This is a genomic window from Halopseudomonas pelagia (assembly GCF_009497895.1).
Taxonomy (GTDB): Bacteria; Pseudomonadota; Gammaproteobacteria; order Pseudomonadales; family Pseudomonadaceae; genus Halopseudomonas; species Halopseudomonas pelagia_A.
Map to the genome: position 1 here is coordinate 1,034,779 of NZ_CP033116.1, position 19,771 is coordinate 1,054,549.

14 protein-coding genes, 2 tRNA genes and 3 rRNA genes are annotated in these 19,771 nt (G+C 55.6%); 14 read left to right on the forward strand and 5 right to left on the reverse strand.

Annotated features, from left to right (window positions below; translation table 11 throughout):
* The first annotated feature begins 14 nt into the window (after nucleotides 1-14).
* Together EAO82_RS04925 and EAO82_RS04930 are read left to right on the forward strand one after the other, a co-directional pair.
* Complete coding sequence (locus tag EAO82_RS04925) at nucleotides 15-671, forward strand: tetratricopeptide repeat protein (protein ID WP_410402952.1); 657 nt, start codon at nucleotides 15-17, stop codon at nucleotides 669-671.
* A 17-nt stretch (nucleotides 672-688) separates the two neighbouring features.
* Nucleotides 689-997, forward strand: a complete 309-nt coding sequence (locus EAO82_RS04930; protein WP_096347922.1) for a YqcC family protein — start codon at nucleotides 689-691, stop codon at nucleotides 995-997.
* 1 nt (nucleotide 998) lies between these two features.
* On the opposite strand, the gene EAO82_RS04935 is transcribed toward EAO82_RS04930, so the two are convergent.
* On the reverse strand, nucleotides 999-1,439 hold the full coding sequence (locus EAO82_RS04935) for a DUF4124 domain-containing protein (RefSeq protein WP_096347923.1): 441 nt from the start codon (nucleotides 1,437-1,439) through the stop codon (nucleotides 999-1,001).
* A 429-nt stretch (nucleotides 1,440-1,868) separates the two neighbouring features.
* Here EAO82_RS04935 and EAO82_RS04940 point away from each other — a divergent pair, with 429 nt between their 5' ends.
* The 9 genes from EAO82_RS04940 to rrf all read left to right on the forward strand — a co-directional run bounded on the left by EAO82_RS04940 (nucleotide 1,869) and on the right by rrf (nucleotide 12,014).
* Nucleotides 1,869-3,593 (forward strand): acetolactate synthase 3 large subunit, encoded by a 1,725-nt coding sequence (locus tag EAO82_RS04940; protein WP_096347938.1) that lies wholly within the window; start codon nucleotides 1,869-1,871, stop codon nucleotides 3,591-3,593.
* Complete coding sequence (ilvN, locus tag EAO82_RS04945; protein ID WP_022964492.1) at nucleotides 3,593-4,084, forward strand: acetolactate synthase small subunit; 492 nt, start codon at nucleotides 3,593-3,595, stop codon at nucleotides 4,082-4,084. The genes EAO82_RS04940 and ilvN overlap by 1 nt, the downstream gene beginning before the upstream one ends.
* A gap of 48 nt (nucleotides 4,085-4,132) precedes the next feature.
* Nucleotides 4,133-5,149 (forward strand): ketol-acid reductoisomerase, encoded by a 1,017-nt coding sequence (ilvC, locus tag EAO82_RS04950; protein WP_096347924.1) that lies wholly within the window; start codon nucleotides 4,133-4,135, stop codon nucleotides 5,147-5,149.
* A gap of 126 nt (nucleotides 5,150-5,275) precedes the next feature.
* A complete protein-coding gene (gene pssA / locus EAO82_RS04955) occupies nucleotides 5,276-6,112 on the forward strand; it encodes a CDP-diacylglycerol--serine O-phosphatidyltransferase (protein WP_231703284.1) in 837 nt (278 codons plus the stop codon).
* A 579-nt stretch (nucleotides 6,113-6,691) separates the two neighbouring features.
* Nucleotides 6,692-8,228: ribosomal RNA gene (locus tag EAO82_RS04960) — 16S ribosomal RNA — on the forward strand.
* A 146-nt stretch (nucleotides 8,229-8,374) separates the two neighbouring features.
* Nucleotides 8,375-8,451 (forward strand) — tRNA-Ile (locus EAO82_RS04965).
* A gap of 29 nt (nucleotides 8,452-8,480) precedes the next feature.
* Nucleotides 8,481-8,556, forward strand: a tRNA-Ala gene (locus tag EAO82_RS04970).
* A 301-nt stretch (nucleotides 8,557-8,857) separates the two neighbouring features.
* Nucleotides 8,858-11,747, forward strand: a 23S ribosomal RNA gene (locus EAO82_RS04975).
* A gap of 151 nt (nucleotides 11,748-11,898) precedes the next feature.
* Nucleotides 11,899-12,014 (forward strand): 5S ribosomal RNA (rrf, locus tag EAO82_RS04980).
* The 16S, 23S and 5S rRNA genes sit together here with 2 tRNA genes alongside, the layout of an rRNA operon.
* 237 nt (nucleotides 12,015-12,251) lie before the next feature.
* Here rrf and tnpC read toward each other — a convergent pair.
* The 4 genes from tnpC to EAO82_RS05000 all read right to left on the reverse strand — a co-directional run bounded on the left by tnpC (nucleotide 12,252) and on the right by EAO82_RS05000 (nucleotide 16,641).
* Nucleotides 12,252-13,793 (reverse strand): IS66 family transposase, encoded by a 1,542-nt coding sequence (gene tnpC / locus EAO82_RS04985; protein ID WP_096347533.1) that lies wholly within the window; start codon nucleotides 13,791-13,793, stop codon nucleotides 12,252-12,254.
* A gap of 74 nt (nucleotides 13,794-13,867) precedes the next feature.
* Nucleotides 13,868-14,203, reverse strand: coding sequence for an IS66 family insertion sequence element accessory protein TnpB (gene tnpB, locus EAO82_RS04990; RefSeq protein ID WP_096347532.1), 336 nt, complete (start codon nucleotides 14,201-14,203; stop codon nucleotides 13,868-13,870).
* Nucleotides 14,200-14,562 (reverse strand): IS66-like element accessory protein TnpA, encoded by a 363-nt coding sequence (tnpA, locus tag EAO82_RS04995; RefSeq protein ID WP_096347531.1) that lies wholly within the window; start codon nucleotides 14,560-14,562, stop codon nucleotides 14,200-14,202. Before tnpA ends, tnpB begins: the two co-directional genes overlap by 4 nt.
* 414 nt (nucleotides 14,563-14,976) lie before the next feature.
* Nucleotides 14,977-16,641, reverse strand: coding sequence for a long-chain-fatty-acid--CoA ligase (locus tag EAO82_RS05000; RefSeq protein WP_096344652.1), 1,665 nt, complete (start codon nucleotides 16,639-16,641; stop codon nucleotides 14,977-14,979).
* 301 nt (nucleotides 16,642-16,942) lie between these two features.
* Here EAO82_RS05000 and EAO82_RS05005 point away from each other — a divergent pair, with 301 nt between their 5' ends.
* Genes EAO82_RS05005 through rimI form a run of 3 tightly spaced genes read left to right on the forward strand, consistent with a single transcriptional unit; the run spans nucleotide 16,943 to nucleotide 19,760 of the window.
* Complete coding sequence (locus EAO82_RS05005) at nucleotides 16,943-18,487, forward strand: 2-isopropylmalate synthase (RefSeq protein WP_096344653.1); 1,545 nt, start codon at nucleotides 16,943-16,945, stop codon at nucleotides 18,485-18,487.
* Nucleotides 18,487-19,311 carry a hypothetical protein gene (locus EAO82_RS05010; protein ID WP_096344654.1) on the forward strand — a complete coding sequence of 275 codons (825 nt, stop codon included), beginning with the start codon at nucleotides 18,487-18,489 and terminating at the stop codon, nucleotides 19,309-19,311. Before EAO82_RS05005 ends, EAO82_RS05010 begins: the two co-directional genes overlap by 1 nt.
* Entirely contained in the window at nucleotides 19,308-19,760 is a 453-nt protein-coding gene (gene rimI / locus EAO82_RS05015) for a ribosomal protein S18-alanine N-acetyltransferase (RefSeq protein ID WP_096344655.1), read from the forward strand. The genes EAO82_RS05010 and rimI overlap by 4 nt, the downstream gene beginning before the upstream one ends.
* Nucleotides 19,761-19,771: the final 11 nt, after the last annotated feature.

The following is a 19,771-nucleotide window of genomic DNA, read 5'->3' on the forward strand; positions in this document are numbered from 1 at the left end:
AAGAGGATGTAAAGATGATGAAGAAAATGGGCCTGTTGGCCGGCCTGATCGTTTTCCTGGCAGGTTGTGCCGGCGGCGGTGGGTCAATTCCGGTGGTGGATTCCGGGCGTGATGTGTCTGACGAAACCATGCAGGCCGGGGCGGGTATGGTGCCACCTGCGCAGCAGCCTCAGCTGGAAGAAAATGGCGCTGTGGTGGTGATGATTCCTGATCAGACGGGCGGCTCGCAGCCTATCGAGTCCTATCCGATCGACGCGCAGCCATCGTCTCAGCAGGGAACCTCCTCGGACTCCTCTTCCGGGGCTCCGGCCGGCAGCCAGAATGGCGGGTTGCAGCAGGACGAGCAACTCGACGGGCCGGTATTGGCGTTGTTAACCGTATCGCGGGATCAGCAGTCCCGTGGTGATCTTGGCGGTGCTTCTTCAAGTCTCGAGCGAGCCATGCGCATTGCCCCGCGCGAGCCTCAGGTGTTCTATCGCCTGGCGCAGGTGCGTCTTGCTCAGGGTAACGCCGCGCAAGCCGAACAGATGGCGCAACGCGGACTGTCGTTTGCCGCTGGTCGGCCGCCGTTGCAGGCCGGGTTGTGGGAGCTGATTGCTCAGGCCCGTGAGCAAATGGGTAATGCGTCAGGCGCTGCCGAAGCACGGCAACGGGCTCGCGTTAATCTGTGAGCCGGCCCTGGGGGGAGATGGCTCAGGCGCTGAGTGAGCTGGAACGCGAGCTTCGCGCATTGCAGATGTGGTCCGTGGAGCCTCCGGACGCACGGCGGCTGGCCAGCGGTGAGCCGTTTTGCGTTGACACTCTGGGCTTTGAAGAATGGCTGCAGTGGGTATTTGTGCAGCGCATGGGCGATTTGGTCGCCCAGCGCGGATTGCTGCCGGGAGCGGCTCAACTTACTCCGATGGGCGAGCAGGCTTTTGTCCATTTGGGGCGTCGCCAGCAACCACTACTGTTGCTACTGGCGCGTATTGATCAGCTGTCGCGCCAGCTCACCTGATTCAGTTTTTGCAATAGCTTTCCAGATCCGCCTTGGCTTTTTCGATCAGCTCTTGACGCTCATCTTCGCCGATTCTTTCCACTTCGCCAGCGTCATTGGTGCGGCTGAGCCGCGGGTTGGTTTCCAGCGTGCGCAAATTGGTCTGTAACTGCGTGCACTGCTCAAGCCGCTTGGCCTCTGCAGCTTTATCTGCCTTGGCCTGCATCTCGGACTGCTGTTCTTCTTCGGGGTTTGCTTCCCGGGAGGGCAGCGGTGCCGGTTCACGCAAGGCTCCACCAGGAGGGGGAGAGGCGGTGATATCCACACGCTGATAGCTTTTGCCTTCCGGTGGCTGTTGTCCGAACTGGGGTACGCCCTGATCATCCACCCAGCGATACATTTGTTCTGCCACGGCCATGCTGCTAAGCAGGCCAAAAGTCAGAGCAACGAGCGTCTTGTACATGCGGTTTCCATCCCTGCGTTAAAGGTGTCGAGAACCGCTACTATAGCCAATCTTGCAAAAATGGACACGAGCTGTGTATTGACAGGCCCTGGATGTGCGGCTTTTGTCTAACTTGGCTTGACTTGTCGCTTCCGAGTGTAAACAATTCGTGGTTCACATAAGCAGGCTGTTAACGGAACCCACACGGTCTCCGGGTCAGCTGGCTTTGTTGCTCAATCCAGGTGGCGAAACCCGCCGACCCCTGGCCTGGCACCCGCACGCGCTACCTCGCGCTGGGTGAGGCGGCTCTGGCATCTACATAGAGCCTGCCTCCATTGCACGTAGTCAAGCTGATGCATGACGACCACCGTTGTCAATGCTCTGCCGAGCAGTAAACAGGTACCCTGCTACCGTCCAGATGGCGAGTGGCAAGCTAGAGGTGATTCTAAAGTGGAGCTTTTATCCGGCGCTGAGATGGTCGTCCGCTCATTGCGTGACGAGGGTGTTAAATATATATACGGGTATCCGGGCGGTGCCCTGTTGCACGTCTACGATGCAATCTTCCGCCAGGACGATGTCGAGCATATTCTGGTGCGACATGAACAAGCCGCCGCACATATGGCTGATGGCTACGCGCGCGCGTCCGGCAAGGCCGGCGTGGTGCTGGTCACTTCCGGTCCAGGCGCAACCAATACCATTACCGGTATCGCCACGGCGTTCATGGATTCCATTCCGATGGTGATCCTGTCTGGCCAGGTCGCCAGTAACATGGTCGGCACCGACGCCTTCCAGGAAACCGACATGGTCGGTATTTCGCGTCCTATCGTGAAGCACAGCTTCATGATCAAGGACCCGCGGGAAATTCCGGAAGTGATCAAGAAAGCCTTTTACATTGCCCAGAGCGGTCGCCCTGGTCCTGTGGTCGTGGATATTCCGAAAGACATGACCAACCCGGCGGAGAAGTTCGAGTACAGCTACCCGAAGAAGGTCAAGCTGCGCTCCTATAACCCCGCTGTTCGTGGTCACTCCGGCCAGATTCGCAAAGCGCTGGACCTGCTGGTCGAGGCCAAGCGCCCGATCATCTATTCCGGTGGTGGCGTTATTCTTGGCGGTGCCGCTGCACAACTGACCGAACTGGCGCGTGAGCTGGGTGTGCCGGTTACCAATACGCTGATGGGTCTGGGCGCTTACCCGGGTACCGATCCGCAGTTTATCGGTTGGCTGGGCATGCATGGCAGTTACACCGCCAACGTCAGCATGCATCACAGCGATGTGATTCTCTGCGTCGGTGCACGTTTTGATGACCGCGTTATCAACGGCGCGAGCAAGTTCTGCCCGAACGCCAAGGTCATTCACGTCGACATCGATCCTGCGTCCATCTCCAAAACCATCCGTGCCGACGTGCCAATTGTTGGCCCAGTTGATAGCGTTCTGACTGAAATGGTCGCGATGGTTAAAGAGCACAATCTGCGCCCGGCCAAGGAAGCCTTGACCAGTTGGTGGAAGCAGATTGGCGAATGGCGCGGCGAAGGTCGCATGTTCCCCTATAACGAAGGGGATGGTTCGATCATCAAGCCGCAAACGGTTATCGAAACTCTGTGGGAGGTGACCAAGGGCGATGCCTATGTGACCTCCGATGTGGGTCAGCACCAGATGTTTGCGGCGCAGTACTATCCGTTTGACAAGCCCAATCGCTGGATCAATTCCGGCGGTCTAGGCACCATGGGCTTTGGTCTGCCAGCGGCGATGGGCGTCAAGTTGCATTATCCGGATGCGCAGGTTGCCTGCGTGACGGGTGAGGGCAGTATCCAGATGAATATTCAGGAGCTGTCGACCTGCCTGCAGTACGATTTGCCGGTCAAGATCATCACGTTGAACAACCAGGCGTTGGGCATGGTTCGCCAGTGGCAGGATATGCAGTACGGTAGTCGTCACTCGCATTCCTATATGGAGTCGCTGCCGGATTTCGTCAAGCTGGCTGAGTCCTATGGGCATGTTGGTATGCGCGTAGATAAGCTGGAAGACCTCAAGCCAGCCATGGAGCAGGCGTTTGCCAACACCAAGCAGCTGGTGTTCATGGATATTCGCGTCGATAACTCCGAGCATGTGTATCCAATGCACATCAAGGACGGATCCATGCGCGATATGTGGCTGAGCAAGACGGAGCGCACGTGATGAGACACATTATTTCCGTATTGCTGGAAAACGAGCCTGGTGCCTTGTCCCGCGTTGTCGGGCTGTTCTCCCAGCGCAACTACAATATCGAAACCCTGACCGTTGCGCCGACCGAAGATCCGACCCTGTCGCGTCTGACGTTAACCACGGTAGGGCATGACGAAGTCATCGAGCAGATCACCAAGAACCTCAATAAGCTGATTGAGGTCGTCAAGCTGGTGAATCTGTCCGAGGGATCGCACATCGAGCGCGAGCTGATGTTGGTGAAGATCAAGGCCACCGGCGCCCAGCGCGCCGAGGTCAAGCGGACCACTGATATATTCCGCGGTCAGATTGTCGATGTGACCAGCAGCGTGTATACCGTGCAACTGGCTGGCACCTCTGACAAGCTGGACAGCTTTATTGAAGCAGTTGGCCCGACCACGGTCATCGAGGTGGTGCGCACCGGCGTATCGGGCATCGCCCGTGGCGAGAAAGTGCTTAGCATCTAATTTAGACAGCAGGTCCGTGTGGGCCTGAACAGGAAACAGGGGAATTTCATGCACGTTTATTATGATAAAGATTGTGATCTGAGCATCATCCAGGGCAAGAAAGTAGCCATCATCGGTTACGGTTCGCAAGGCCATGCACACGCCTGCAACCTGAAGGATTCAGGCGTTGATGTCACCGTAGGTCTGCGCAGTGGCTCTTCCACTGTCGCCAAGGCTGAGGCCCATGGTCTCAAGGTGACTGACGTAGCTTCCGCCGTTGCCGCTGCCGACGTGGTCATGATCCTGACCCCGGACGAGTTTCAGTCCCAACTGTATCGCGACGAGATCGAGCCGAACCTGAAGCAGGGCGCAACGCTGGCCTTCGCTCACGGTTTCGCTATTCACTACAACCAGATCGTGCCGCGCAAGGATCTGGATGTGATCATGATCGCACCCAAGGCCCCAGGCCACACAGTGCGTACCGAGTTCACCAAGGGTGGCGGTATTCCTGATCTGATCGCCGTGTTCCAGGATGCTTCCGGCAATGCCAAGAACCTCGCTCTGTCTTACGCTTCGGGCGTGGGTGGCGGCCGAACCGGCATCATCGAGACTACCTTCAAGGACGAGACTGAAACCGACCTGTTCGGTGAGCAGGCTGTTCTTTGTGGTGGCGCTGTCGAGCTGGTCAAGGCTGGTTTCGAAACGCTGGTCGAGGCTGGTTACGAGCCCGAAATGGCCTACTTCGAATGCTTGCACGAGTTGAAACTGATCGTTGACCTCATGTACGAAGGCGGTATCGCCAACATGAACTACTCGATCTCCAACAACGCCGAGTACGGTGAGTACGTCACTGGTCCGGAAGTGATCAACGCTGAGTCGCGTGAAGCCATGCGCAATGCACTCAAGCGCATTCAGTCCGGTGAGTACGCGAAGATGTTCATCGCTGAAGGCGCGCACAACTATCCTTCCATGACGGCTGCCCGTCGTCTGAACGCGGCGCATCCGATCGAACAGGTTGGTGAGAAGCTGCGTGGCATGATGCCTTGGATCTCCGCGAACAAGATCGTGGATAAATCCAAGAACTAAGCTGTACTGCATCAGTCAAAGAGAACGCGGCCAAGGCCGCGTTTTTTTGTGCACGGTGATAACGGGCTGGTAAACCTTCAGTTCAATTGCCACACTGTTATTCTGTTAATGCGGCAAGGTAATCTCATGATCGATAAGCAAGAGCACGACCCAAAGGATGATATGGATGCGGCCCACGGCATACTGCCCATCGATGAACACATAGAAGAAGTGCCTGGCCCTGATGGCAAGAAAATCAGACATCGCGGCATTTACTTGCTTCCCAATCTGTTTACCACGGCCGCGCTGTTCTCCGGTTTCTACGCCATCGTTAGTGCGATGGACGGCAACTTCGCTAATGCGTCCATCGCTATCTTTGTCGCGATGGTGCTGGACGGGCTGGATGGCCGGGTAGCTCGCATGACCAATACCCAGAGCGCGTTTGGTGCCGAGTTCGACTCGCTGTCGGATATGGTTGCCTTCGGTGTAGCGCCGGCGTTGGTGGTCTTTTCCTGGGCGCTGGCTGATCTGGGCAAAGTAGGCTGGGTCTTCTCGTTTATCTACCTGGCCGGCGCGGCGCTGCGTCTCGCGCGCTTCAATACGCATATTGGTGACGAGACTGAGGACAAGCGCTTCTTTACCGGGCTCGCCAGTCCGTCAGCTGCAGGCCTGGTTGCAGGTATGGTCTGGGCGTTGAGCGATTTCGGCATTGATGGTGGCGATATCAGCTTCCTGGTCGGTGTGCTGACCGCGTTGGCTGGTCTGCTGATGGTCAGCAACGTGCGTTATTACAGCTTCAAGGATCTGGACCTGAAGGGGCGAGTGCCGTTTTTCGTGATTCTGCTGGTAGTGCTGGTGTTCGCGATCATTTCCACCGACCCATCGCGGATTCTGTGGTTTATCTTCATCGCTTATACCGTATCCGGCCCAGTCCAGGCGTTGTGGCGCTGGCGCACCAAGCAGAAGGTTACGTCCGAGGTATAAGGCGTTCCGCTGTTTCTTCTAAGAAACCGTCAATTAACCCTTGACGGTTTTTTCATAGCCCCTATAATGCGCGTCTGCCCAAACGGGGCGCTTTGCATAAAGCGTTTTACAATCAATAAGTTAGCGATAATTTGGCGGTTGACAGGGTGGTGAGTTAGCGTAGAATGCGCCGCTCACTGGGAAGGCTGGCAGGATCGCTTTTCCAGGCGCCGAGTTTAACTCAGCGAAGTTTCACGGAAGCGGTTGACAGGGGTTTTGGCTCCTGTAGAATGCGCCTCCCGGTCACGAGAAAGGCTTTGTTCTCGGGGCCAGACAAGCAAGGATGTGATGAGCAAGATTCTCACAAAAATGCTTGACAGATTAGAAGGTTAGCGTAAGATACGCGGCCTTGGTTAAGCGGAAACGCGAACCGAATCGCTCTTTAACAATGTGAATCAAGTAATTCGTGTGGGTGCTTGCCTTATGGGATTGATGATCCGAAAGATTATCAGCCTAAGCAAGTTACTCTGTGAATTCACTGAGTTTTTTGTAATAAAGCTGAGCCAAGTTTAGGGTTTTCACAAAACCCAATCAGTCTTAAAACTGAAGAGTTTGATCATGGCTCAGATTGAACGCTGGCGGCAGGCCTAACACATGCAAGTCGAGCGGTAGAGAGAAGCTTGCTTCTCTTGAGAGCGGCGGACGGGTGAGTAATACCTGGGAATCTGCCTGATAGTGGGGGATAACGTTCGGAAACGGACGCTAATACCGCATACGTCCTACGGGAGAAAGCAGGGGATCTTCGGACCTTGCGCTATCAGATGAGCCCAGGTCGGATTAGCTTGTTGGTGAGGTAACGGCTCACCAAGGCGACGATCCGTAACTGGTCTGAGAGGATGATCAGTCACACTGGAACTGAGACACGGTCCAGACTCCTACGGGAGGCAGCAGTGGGGAATATTGGACAATGGGCGCAAGCCTGATCCAGCCATGCCGCGTGTGTGAAGAAGGTCTTCGGATTGTAAAGCACTTTAAGTTGGGAGGAAGGGTTGCAGTTTAATACGCTGCAATCTTGACGTTACCGACAGAATAAGCACCGGCTAACTCTGTGCCAGCAGCCGCGGTAATACAGAGGGTGCAAGCGTTAATCGGAATTACTGGGCGTAAAGCGCGCGTAGGTGGCTAAGTAAGATGGGTGTGAAATCCCCGGGCTCAACCTGGGAACTGCATCCATAACTGCTTGGCTAGAGTACGGTAGAGGGTAGTGGAATTTCCTGTGTAGCGGTGAAATGCGTAGATATAGGAAGGAACACCAGTGGCGAAGGCGACTACCTGGACTGATACTGACACTGAGGTGCGAAAGCGTGGGGAGCAAACAGGATTAGATACCCTGGTAGTCCACGCCGTAAACGATGTCAACTAGCCGTTGGGAACCTTGAGTTCTTAGTGGCGCAGCTAACGCACTAAGTTGACCGCCTGGGGAGTACGGTCGCAAGATTAAAACTCAAATGAATTGACGGGGGCCCGCACAAGCGGTGGAGCATGTGGTTTAATTCGAAGCAACGCGAAGAACCTTACCTGGCCTTGACATGCTGAGAACTTTCCAGAGATGGATTGGTGCCTTCGGGAACTCAGACACAGGTGCTGCATGGCTGTCGTCAGCTCGTGTCGTGAGATGTTGGGTTAAGTCCCGTAACGAGCGCAACCCTTGTCCTTAGTTACCAGCACGTTATGGTGGGCACTCTAAGGAGACTGCCGGTGACAAACCGGAGGAAGGTGGGGATGACGTCAAGTCATCATGGCCCTTACGGCCAGGGCTACACACGTGCTACAATGGGGGGTACAAAGGGTTGCCAAGCCGCGAGGTGGAGCTAATCCCATAAAACCTCTCGTAGTCCGGATCGGAGTCTGCAACTCGACTCCGTGAAGTCGGAATCGCTAGTAATCGTGGATCAGAACGCCACGGTGAATACGTTCCCGGGCCTTGTACACACCGCCCGTCACACCATGGGAGTGGGTTGCACCAGAAGTAGCTAGTCTAACCTTCGGGAGGACGGTTACCACGGTGTGATTCATGACTGGGGTGAAGTCGTAACAAGGTAGCCGTAGGGGAACCTGCGGCTGGATCACCTCCTTAATCGATAGATCACAGACCATTCGGTCAAGCACTCACACGAATTACTTGATTCATTAAGAAAGCGATAGGGTCTTTAGCTCTCAAGCTACAGTTCACCCGTAGCAGCTAAGTCTAGGCTTATCTGTTTCGAGCGTCCCCGGGCAATTGGGTCTGTAGCTCAGTTGGTTAGAGCGCACCCCTGATAAGGGTGAGGTCGGCAGTTCGAATCTGCCCAGACCCACCAATTGTCGAGGTGTGGAAGGTCTTGAAAAAGGGGCCATAGCTCAGCTGGGAGAGCGCCTGCCTTGCACGCAGGAGGTCAGCGGTTCGATCCCGCTTGGCTCCACCAAGACGCAGTAGGTCAGAGACGACCGAGATACCGATCGCTAGACGCCAGAGTTCATACATGAACAATCACCGGGAAGGCTCCGAGTGGATTGTTGATGTCTGGTCTTTGTGCCAGTCGCTCTTTAACAATGTGGGAAAGTGATAGAAATGATAGACATAACAGACGTTTCACTGCGATCTGTTATGGCTAAGGTAACTTGTAATCTCAACGCAAGTTCCGGATTGTCGTGAATCATGTCATACATATCGCTTTGAATAATCGGCGCTAGCTTCGGCTAACGACAGATTGTTTGGGGTTATATGGTCAAGTGAATAAGCGCATACGGTGGATGCCTTGGCAGTCAGAGGCGATGAAAGACGTTGTAGCCTGCGATAAGCTCCGGGGAGTCGGCAAACAGACTTTGATCCGGAGATCTCTGAATGGGGAAACCCACTTAGCATAAGCTAGGTATCACACACTGAATACATAGGTGTGTGAGGCGAACCGGGGGAACTGAAACATCTAAGTACCCCGAGGAAAAGAAATCAACCGAGATTCCCCAAGTAGCGGCGAGCGAACGGGGAGCAGCCCTTAAGCAATTTAGAGTTTAGTGGAAGGTCCTGGAAATGGCCGCCATAGTGGGTGATAGCCCCGTACACGAAAGGCTCTTAGTTGTGAAATCGAGTAGGACGGCGCACGTGAAACGTTGTCTGAACATGGGGGGACCATCCTCCAAGGCTAAATACTCCTGACTGACCGATAGTGAACCAGTACCGTGAGGGAAAGGCGAAAAGAACCCCTGTGAGGGGAGTGAAATAGATCCTGAAACCGTATGCGTACAAGCAGTGGGAGCCCACTTGTTGGGTGACTGCGTACCTTTTGTATAATGGGTCAGCGACTTATATTCTGTGGCGAGCTTAACCGTCTAGGGGAGGCGTAGGGAAACCGAGTCTTAATAGGGCGTTTAGTCGCAGGGTATAGACCCGAAACCGGGCGATCTATCCATGGGCAGGTTGAAGGTGCCGTAACAGGCACTGGAGGACCGAACCGACTACCGTTGAAAAGTTAGCGGATGACTTGTGGATAGGAGTGAAAGGCTAATCAAGCTCGGAGATAGCTGGTTCTCCTCGAAAGCTATTTAGGTAGCGCCTCGTGTATCACCACTGGGGGTAGAGCACTGTTTGGGCTAGGGGGTCATCCCGACTTACCAACCCCATGCAAACTCCGAATACCAGTGAGTGTCAGCACGGGAGACACACGGCGGGTGCTAACGTCCGTCGTGAAAAGGGAAACAACCCAGACCGTCAGCTAAGGTCCCAAAGTTATGGTTAAGTGGGAAACGATGTGGGAAGGCTTAGACAGCTAGGAGGTTGGCTTAGAAGCAGCCATCCTTTAAAGAAAGCGTAATAGCTCACTAGTCGAGTCGGCCTGCGCGGAAGATGTAACGGGGCTCAAACCATACACCGAAGCTACGGGTTCATCTTAGGATGAGCGGTAGAGGAGCGTTCTGTAAGCCTGTGAAGGTCAATTGAGAAGTTGGCTGGAGGTATCAGAAGTGCGAATGCTGACATGAGTAACGACAATGGGAGTGAAAAACTCCCACGCCGGAAGACCAAGGGTTCCTGCGCAACGTTAATCGACGCAGGGTGAGTCGACCCCTAAGGCGAGGCCGAAAGGCGTAGTCGATGGGAAACGGGTTAATATTCCCGTACTTGTAGTTACTGCGATGGGGGGACGGAGAAGGCTAGGCCAGCACGGCGTTGGTTGTCCGTGTTTAAGGTGGTAGGCTGATTTCTTAGGTAAATCCGGGAGATCAAGGCCGAGAACTGATGACGATCTTTCTTTTAGAAAGAGAAGTGGTTGATGCCATGCTTCCAGGAAAAGCCTCTAAGCTTCAGGTAACTAGAAATCGTACCCCAAACCGACACAGGTGGTCAGGTAGAGAATACCAAGGCGCTTGAGAGAACTCGGGTGAAGGAACTAGGCAAAATGGCACCGTAACTTCGGGAGAAGGTGCGCCGGTGAGGGTGAAGTATTTACTACGTAAGCCCATGCCGGTCGAAGATACCAGGCCGCTGCAACTGTTTATTAAAAACACAGCACTCTGCAAACACGAAAGTGGACGTATAGGGTGTGACGCCTGCCCGGTGCCGGAAGGTTAATTGATGGGGTTAGCTTCGGCGAAGCTCTTGATCGAAGCCCCGGTAAACGGCGGCCGTAACTATAACGGTCCTAAGGTAGCGAAATTCCTTGTCGGGTAAGTTCCGACCTGCACGAATGGCGTAATGATGGCGGCGCTGTCTCCACCCGAGACTCAGTGAAATTGAAATCGCTGTGAAGATGCAGTGTATCCGCGGCTAGACGGAAAGACCCCGTGAACCTTTACTATAGCTTTGCACTGGACTTTGAATTTGTTTGTGTAGGATAGGTGGGAGGCTTTGAAGCGTGGACGCTAGTTCATGTGGAGCCAACCTTGAAATACCACCCTGACAACTTTGAGGTTCTAACTCTGGTCCGTTATCCGGATCGAGGACAGTGTATGGTGGGTAGTTTGACTGGGGCGGTCTCCTCCCAAAGAGTAACGGAGGAGTACGAAGGTGCACTCAGCACGGTCGGAAATCGTGCGTAGAGTATAAAGGCAAAAGTGCGCTTGACTGCGAGACCCACACGTCGAGCAGGTACGAAAGTAGGTCTTAGTGATCCGGTGGTTCTGTATGGAAGGGCCATCGCTCAACGGATAAAAGGTACTCCGGGGATAACAGGCTGATACCGCCCAAGAGTTCATATCGACGGCGGTGTTTGGCACCTCGATGTCGGCTCATCACATCCTGGGGCTGAAGCCGGTCCCAAGGGTATGGCTGTTCGCCATTTAAAGTGGTACGCGAGCTGGGTTTAGAACGTCGTGAGACAGTTCGGTCCCTATCTGCCGTGGACGTTTGAGATTTGAGAGGGGCTGCTCCTAGTACGAGAGGACCGGAGTGGACGAACCCCTGGTGTTCCGGTTGTCACGCCAGTGGCATTGCCGGGTAGCTACGTTCGGAAAAGATAACCGCTGAAAGCATCTAAGCGGGAAACTTGCCTCAAGATGAGATCTCACCGGGAGCTTGACTCCCCTAAAGGGCCGTCGAAGACTACGACGTTGATAGGCTGGGTGTGTAAGCGTTGCAAGGCGTTGAGCTAACCAGTACTAATTGCCCGTGTGGCTTGACCATATAACACCCAAGCAATTTGGTGTGGTCATGACCTTGATGAACGACAATCCGAACTTGGATTGAGATTGCAGTTACCGCTATGAAAAAACATTTCTATCACCGAACCACCCCTTTACGCCGTGTAGGCTAGCACCTGCACAGCAACGAATTGCTTGACGACCATAGAGCATTGGAACCACCTGATCCCATCCCGAACTCAGAAGTGAAACGATGCATCGCCGATGGTAGTGTGAGGTTTCCTCATGTGAGAGTAGGTCATCGTCAAGCGCTTATACTGAACAGCCCCGCCTGGAAACAGCGCGGGGCTTTTCTTTGCGCGGAAAAAAGTGGTCCAAGCCACTTGAACCGTAAGCGTCCGGCGAAGTCACCTTGCGCGCCTGTATCACCCTCTTAACGGGTCGCTGTATCACATGCTGAACGCTTTTCTTGTATCACCCTCTGCACGCTTATAAATCAGTGCGAGACTATTACGGGGTAGCCGTTTTGGGTGATACACCGCGGCGATTACTGACCCGCTTTTGATGGTTCCCACTGATGCGGCAGTAACTGACTAATCTGGCTCGCTCGCTGTGTTGGTAGCCTGGTCAGCACATCCTTCAGATACGCATACGGGTCATGACCATTCAGCTTGGCTGATTGGATCAGGCTCATCACCGCGGCGGCGCGCCGACCACTGCGCAGCGAGCCGGCGAACAACCAGTTCGAACGTCCCAGCGCCCAGGGTCGGATCTGGTTTTCCACTCGGTTGTTGTCGATAGGCACACGGCCATCGTCCAGGTAGCGCGTCAGCGCAGCCCAGCGTTTCAGGCTGTAATCCAGTGCTCGTGCCGTACCCGAACCGTCCGGCACTTTGGTCCGTTGTGCAATCATCCAGTGATGCAAGGCATCCGCCAGTGGCCGGGCTCTGGCGGCCCTGATCGCCTGTCGTCTATCGGGTGGCTCGTCCTTGGTGTTTCGCTCAATTTCGTAGAGCTTACCGATATACTCAAGTGCCTGTGCAGCCAAGGTGCTCTGGTTAGCCTGGTGTAAGTCATAGAACTTGCGGCGTGCATGCGCCATGCAGCCGATTTCCACGATGCCCTTACCGAACCCGGCTTTATAGCCCGCGTAGTCATCGCACACCAATTTTCCTTGCCAGTCATCGAGGAAGTTGCGGGCATGTTCACCCGCGCGACTTGGAGCGAAGTCATAGACAGTGGCTTTCAGTTCGGCGAAGGGTGTCGTGCAGTAAGCCCAGACGTAGGCCTTATGGGTTTTCTTCTTGCCTGGGGCCAACATGCTGACCGGTGTTTCATCAGCATGCAGCACCGGATGCTGGAGTAGTTCATGCCGTAGCGCATCCACCAGCGGCTGCAACTGAACGCCGCAGGTACCGACCCATTCGGCCAAGGTAGAGCGTGCGATTTCCAGGCCTGCTCGACCGAAGATACGTTCCTGACGGTACAGCGGTAGATGATCGGCATACTTGGCGACCAGTACCTGAGCCAGCAGGCCAGCGGTCGGGATGCCCTTATCGATAACCTGCGCAGGAACGGGCGCCTGGATCAGGGTTTCGCACTTGGTGCAGGCCCACTTGCCACGGATATGCCGCTCGACACTGAACACGCCCGGTACATAGTCCAGTTTCTCACTGATGTCTTCGCCGATACGCGTGAGCTGGCAGCCACAGCGACATTGGGTATTGTCGGGCTCGTGGCGGATCAAGGTGCGTGGCAGCTCCGTCGGTAAGGCTCCGCGCTTGGGTTGCTGCTTGGCTTTGGGCGCTGGTTCGGTAGTTGCCTTTGCCTGTTCCAGCTCGACCTCGATAGCAGCCAGGTCGCTGTCGACCAGCTCGTCCAGCAATAAGCCTTGCATCACAGAGAACTGTTCACTGCGCCGGGCATACTTGTGGCGCTTGAGGATCGCGAGTTCGTGAGTCAGTTTGTCATTCAGCGCAGTACTGTGCGTCAGCGCCCGATCCTTAGCCGCCAGAGAGGCCATCAACTCGGCCGCCAGAGTGCGGAGTTGTTCGGCAGATAGCTGATTGAGGTCGGGCTGCTGGGTCATGGAGGTAGTATGCCCAACCCGCAGCTGGCTGTGCATACACCCTTCGGGTTATGGCGCTTGGCAGCAGGCTATGCTTAAAGTACCGAGATGATGCCGGCGTCACCGATACGCTGCCAAGGCAGTCCTTGAGCCAGTGCCATGAGCTGTTCATTGGTCAGGTTTACCCGGTCACCGCGCCAGGTGTCGGCCCAGTGAAACTTGCCCCGGTTCAGACGTCGGGCACACAACCAGATACCCAGACCATCATGCACCAGGACCTTCATCCGATTACCGCGGTTGTTGGCAAACAGATAAGCACAGTGCGGTCTGGCCGCCCCGAAGACAGCAATAACGCGTGCTAGGGCTTTATCCGGGCCGGCACGCATATCCAGCGGCTCGGTTGCCAACCAGATTTCGTCGATACGGATCATCGCAGCAGATCACGCAGTAAGGCTGCGCATTGGTGTGCCTGCTCAGTAGGCCACTCAACGACAACGGCGCCGCCAGTGTGGGGTATTTCGATACGGATAGCACTATGCGGGCGGGTCTCGGATGACAAGGCAGGTGCTGGTAGCTTTACCGGCACAAATGAAGGTGTTGAATAACGAGTATCGCTGCGCTGTGACTCTCTGATCCAACGGCGGACCATGTTGGCGTTCAGACGGTTATCCAGTGCAATGCGCGATACGGAGACCCCGGGTTCCAGGCAAGCAGCAACGATAGAGGCTTTGAAGTCTGACGTGAAGCGGCGACGCTTCGGTGCGGGCTTGACTACGCTTGATGTGTTCATGACAAGTGTCCACTAAAGAATAAGTGGACACTATCCTGACCGTACCGTTGTCAGCCTCAAGATGTGATTACCGGACGGTTACCTTGAACCAACGACTACCCTGTATTCAACCCCCTTGTCCCGGCCATACCCGTCATTCCCGCGCAGGCGGGAATCCAGTCGGACCTGGACTCCTGCACCTTGATCGCAAGCAGAGCGCTCTCTACCGCTGCGCTTGGATTCCCGCCTGCGCGGGAATGACGGGGTGGGTTGCAATGGCATGGTGGAAGGGGGCAGAGGTGTAGCGACTAACGCCGAGGGCGCAGGTGATGGTTGCAGAGACCTGTGCGCAAACGGATCACCCAGCACAAAGCACCAACACCGGCTTGACGCGCTCACCACGCCGCCGCACCGGCTTCCAGCTTCCAGCTGAAATTACTGCGACGCTTTTTTCCACTCCTCTTCCTGCAACAGTCGCCACATGATTTTCCCGGTAGGGGATTTGGGAATGCTGTCGGTAAACTCGATCACTACAGGGCACTTATAAGCGGCCATATTGTTCTGGCACCAACTGATGATGTCCTCTTCAGTGGTCGATTCATTGCCGGCTGACAGCACGACAAAGGCCTTCACGGTTTCCCCGCGACGGGGGTGCGGTGTAGAAATCACGCAGACTTCGCGAATGGCTGGATGCGAGTACATGAGCGACTCGACCTCGGCCGGCCAGACTTTATAGCCTGAGGCGTTGATCATGCGTTTGACGCGGTCTACCAGGAAAAAATAGCCTTCCTCATCGTAGTAACCCAGATCGCCGGAGCGGAAGAAACGATGGCCATCGACTTCCACGAAGGCTTCTTCTGTCGCCTCCGGGCGGTTCCAGTAGCCCTGGAATATCTGTTCGCCGCGCATGATGATCTCACCAGTAACGCCCACGCCGACTTCTTCCAGGGTTTCGATGTTGATCACCCTGGAGTCGACGCCAATAATCGGGATACCGAGGCATTGCGGTTTGCATGCCTGAGGCGGATTGACGTGAGTAGGGGCGATGGTTTCGGACAGGCCATAGCCTTCCATATAAATCAGACCAGTCTTGTCGATCAATTTGGCCGCGACCGCTGCGGGCATGGCTGCACCGCCACCGCCGATGCTCTTCAGTGAGCTGATATCGTACTGATCGATATCCGGATCGGAGAGCATATCGACGACCATGGTCGAAATATTCCGCCAGGTATTAACCTTGACCCGCTGGATAAGCTCGGCTGCGACCTTGCGGTCCCAGCGCGTCATCACAACCAGCGTGCCGCCCGCATACAGCGTGCTATTCATGCACGATTGCATGCCGGTGACATGGAACATGGGTACTGACACCAGGTGCACAACATCATGTTGCGCATTGGTCCAGACTGCGCCATACACGGTAGTGGCCATGACGCTGTGATGAGTGTGCACACAGCCTTTGGGGTTGCCAGTGGTGCCAGAGCTATAGGGGATAACGCACAGATCATCGGGGCCCGCGGTCAGCAGCCCTGGCGTCAGGTCCGCGTTCAGCGCTGCTTGCCAGCGGGTCACGCCGGGTAGCTTGGCATCGGTGGCAGGCTCGCGCACTGCCTCGGGCAAGTTGAGATCTGTAGGTTCGGTAACGTATTCAGAGTAAGCGCTGACGATCACCTCACGCAGATGTCCCTGGCCAACATGCTCGAAGATGTGCTCGACCAGCTCTTGGGCACAAAGGGCCACCGGCGCCTGGGTGTCTTCAATCAGATACTTGATCTCGGCCGAGCGATTCATCGGGTTGACCGGCACTACTACGGCATTGGCGCGCAAGATGGCGAAGTAGCCAATAATATATTGCGGGCTGTTCTGCATATACAGCAGTACCCGGTCGCCAGCTTTAACGCCGGCTTGCTGCAGGTACCCAGCGATGGCCTCGGCCTGCCGCTTGAATTCGTTATAGGTAACATCCGTGCCGTAATAATGAATTGCGGGGTGCTCGCCAAAGCGCAAGGCCGAGACGGTAAGGTTGTGAAAGACGCTGGTGGCGGGCAGCTCAAGCTGCCTTGGAACTTGAGGGGGCCAGACGTTGAAGTGGCGTTCGAACATGCGCGAGCTACCTGTGACTGTTGTTGTTTTAACGGTGCATCCAGGGCCTATATGCTGACGGCCAGCGATGCCATTTTATTATCGTGACACCAGAGTAGCGCCTTATCGAGCCTATTGTGAACCGCCAGTCATTTTGGTGTTGGCCGGTCATAAGCAGCTGTAAGGTTGCCTTCAGTCAAGGCCGGACAGGGGATCAGATACACTGTTGGATAAGGTATAGTAGAGGCCTATTATTTTCAGGCTAAGCAAGTCTGAAGCGACTGTGTGCAGCGCTATATCGGCCACAAGAGGAGCTCTTCCGATGAGTCAGGATCGCGTTATTATTTTTGATACTACCCTGCGTGATGGCGAGCAAAGCCCTGGCGCATCCATGACCAAGGAAGAAAAACTGCGCATTGCCAAGGCGCTGGAAAAGCTCAAGGTCGATGTCATCGAAGCGGGGTTTGCGATCGCCAGTCCGGGTGACTTTGCCGCGGTGAAGCTAATCGCCGATACTATTCAGGACAGCATCATCTGCAGCCTGTCCCGCGCGATGGATGCCGATATCGACCGCGCTGCCGAAGCACTGGCGGGCGCCAACCACGGGCGCATTCACACCTTTATCGCCACCAGTCCAATCCATATGCAACACAAGCTGCGCTTGCAGCCGGATCAGGTAGTGGAGCAAGCGGTTCGCGCGGTCACGCGTGCGCGTAATTTGTGCCCGGACGTAGAGTTTTCCTGTGAGGATGCCGGTCGCTCGGAGATCGATTTTCTCTGCCGTATTATCGAAGCCGCAATCGATGCCGGGGCGCGGACGATCAATATTCCCGATACGGTCGGCTATGCGATCCCCCACCAGTTTGGCGAGATGATCAGGCAGATCATTCAGCGCGTGCCGAATGCCGACAAGGCGGTGTTTTCGGTCCATTGCCATAACGATCTGGGTTTGGCCGTGGCCAACTCGCTAGCGGCAGTTACCGCCGGGGCTCGGCAAGTTGAATGTACGATCAACGGGCTGGGTGAGCGCGCGGGCAACGCTGCTCTTGAAGAGATCGTCATGGCAATCCGCACCCGTGAGGACGTATTAGGCGTGCAGACCGGCATCGTCACCGAAAATATCCTCGCTGCATCCAGACTGGTGTCAGGGATAACCGGGTTTGTCGTGCAGCCGAACAAGGCCATCGTCGGCGCCAATGCCTTTGCTCACGAATCAGGCATTCATCAGGATGGGGTGCTCAAGCACCGCGAAACCTATGAGATCATGAGTGCCCAGTCAGTCGGCTGGCATACCAACAAGCTGTCATTGGGTAAGTTGTCTGGCCGCAACGCGTTTCGGTCGCGCCTGGCTGAACTCGGCATAGAGCTGCAAAGTGAAGCGGATATGAATCTGGCCTTTGCACGATTCAAGGAGTTGGCAGACAAGAAACATGAGATTTTCGATGAAGATCTGCAGGCGCTGGTTTCCGATACGCTGACCGAGGTCGTCGAACATGTGAAGCTGGTTTACCTTGATGTTGCCTCGCGCATGGGCGAGACCCCACAGGCCCGTGTGGTGTTGAATGTTGATGGTCAAGAGCGGGAAGCCAGTGCGCCAGGTTCCGGTCCGGTGGATGCGACCTTCAAGGCGATCGAACAGATCATCTGTTCAGAATCCATCTTGCAGCTGTATTCGGTCAATGCGATTACACAGGGTACAGACTCCCAGGGCGAGGTCACCGTTCGGCTGGAAAAGGCCGGGCGCATCGTCAACGGTAATGGTGCGGATACCGACATTGTTGTGGCCTCAGCGAAAGCCTATATCAATGCTTTGAATCTGATGCGTGAAGGCGCGTATCGCGCGCATCCCCAGGCGGCCGCAGTCTGATGCGCGAATCAGTACGGTTGGCTTATCTCGAAGCCATGGGTGTAACCGGATGGGTACCAATGCAGACGCTCGCGCATGCGGCTCTGCGTTCCGCGCCGGAGCCCGAGTTGCCAGTAGAAAACGTCCAGCAGCGCCTGGAACCGGCGCTGGCAAAAGGTGTGGACGTGGTCGTCGATACTGTAAGCGCCGAACAGCCGACCATTGTGAGCGCCGAGCGCGCGGCTGTACCTGCACCCCGTAAGCATGAACTGCCGCGCGTGTCGCCGCCGAAGCCTGCTACTTTGCCGACAAAAATCGAGCCCGAAGAAGAAAAAACGGTGGCGCCGGCCGTCGAGCTCACTCAGGTAGCGCCGTTTTATCTGCAGCTATGGATGGCGGGGCCCTGCGCGTTGCTCATCGAAACGCCGGACCCGGGTATCGAAAAGGGCACGCCTCACTATAACTTGCTCGGCGATATTCTCCGCGCTGCGCAGTTGCCAACCACCCCGCAGTTGCATGCTGACTTCCGCTGGCCATTGAGCCGCAATCCACAAGTCGCGCGTAGCGCAGCAGCTGCCAGTGAGGCTTTGCAGGCGTTCATGCAAGCCCGTTTGGAGTTGGCTCCCGTCAGCTCCATTGGCTGTTTCGGCGTCGCGGCGGGCTTGCTTGCCGAGTCTGACCCGCAGCAAGCTGAAGCCCTCTGCGGTCGGGAAGAAGCGCTGGAGGGTTTGGCGGCCGCCTGGTTTGCCCCCGATTTACAGACGTTGATGCAGAAACCCCAGGAGAAAGCGCGCCTATGGCATTTGTTGAAGCGGGTAATGCCGCGCTGGCAGGACAGGGCATGAGCGAATTGCGTTACCGAGCGATGCTCGAAGCGGACCTGGACGAGGTGTTGAGTATCGAAGCCGCCGCGTTCAGTCATCCATGGACGCGAGGTATCTTTCTGGACTGCGTACGCTCCGAATATGAATGCTGGTTGCTGTTTAGCGGAAACCAGCAGGTAGGGCATACCGTTCTTTCCGCTGCCGGCGATGAGTCGCATTTGTTGAATATCACTATCAAACCTGAGAATCAGGGCTTCGGCTTGGGCGCTGCGTTGCTGGAATTCATCATCGACCGCGCCAAACAGCGCAAGGCGGAGGTGACCTTCCTCGAAGTCCGGGCTTCGAATGAGGCGGCTGCGAGGCTGTACGAGCGCTTTGGTTTTAATGAGATAGGACGGCGGCGAAACTATTACCCCGCAGCGGGTGGCAGAGAAGACGCTTTGGTAATGGCTTATTCGTTGATTGACTAGATGTGTTCCAG

Bases quoted from the DNA above. Each gene is read 5' to 3' on its own strand.
- EAO82_RS04925 (WP_410402952.1), top strand. From the start codon at position 15: ATGATGAAGAAAATGGGCCTGTTGGCCGGCCTGATCGTTTTCCTGGCA.
- EAO82_RS04930 (WP_096347922.1), top strand. From the start codon at position 689: ATGGCTCAGGCGCTGAGTGAGCTGGAACGCGAGCTTCGCGCATTGCAG.
- EAO82_RS04935 (WP_096347923.1), bottom strand. From the start codon at position 1,439: ATGTACAAGACGCTCGTTGCTCTGACTTTTGGCCTGCTTAGCAGCATG.
- ilvN (WP_022964492.1), top strand. From the start codon at position 3,593: ATGAGACACATTATTTCCGTATTGCTGGAAAACGAGCCTGGTGCCTTG.
- ilvC (WP_096347924.1), top strand. From the start codon at position 4,133: ATGCACGTTTATTATGATAAAGATTGTGATCTGAGCATCATCCAGGGC.
- pssA (WP_231703284.1), top strand. From the start codon at position 5,276: ATGATCGATAAGCAAGAGCACGACCCAAAGGATGATATGGATGCGGCC.
- tnpC (WP_096347533.1), bottom strand. From the start codon at position 13,793: ATGACCCAGCAGCCCGACCTCAATCAGCTATCTGCCGAACAACTCCGC.
- tnpB (WP_096347532.1), bottom strand. From the start codon at position 14,203: ATGATCCGTATCGACGAAATCTGGTTGGCAACCGAGCCGCTGGATATG.
- tnpA (WP_096347531.1), bottom strand. From the start codon at position 14,562: ATGAACACATCAAGCGTAGTCAAGCCCGCACCGAAGCGTCGCCGCTTC.
- EAO82_RS05000 (WP_096344652.1), bottom strand. From the start codon at position 16,641: ATGTTCGAACGCCACTTCAACGTCTGGCCCCCTCAAGTTCCAAGGCAG.
- EAO82_RS05005 (WP_096344653.1), top strand. From the start codon at position 16,943: ATGAGTCAGGATCGCGTTATTATTTTTGATACTACCCTGCGTGATGGC.
- EAO82_RS05010 (WP_096344654.1), top strand. From the start codon at position 18,487: ATGCGCGAATCAGTACGGTTGGCTTATCTCGAAGCCATGGGTGTAACC.
- rimI (WP_096344655.1), top strand. From the start codon at position 19,308: ATGAGCGAATTGCGTTACCGAGCGATGCTCGAAGCGGACCTGGACGAG.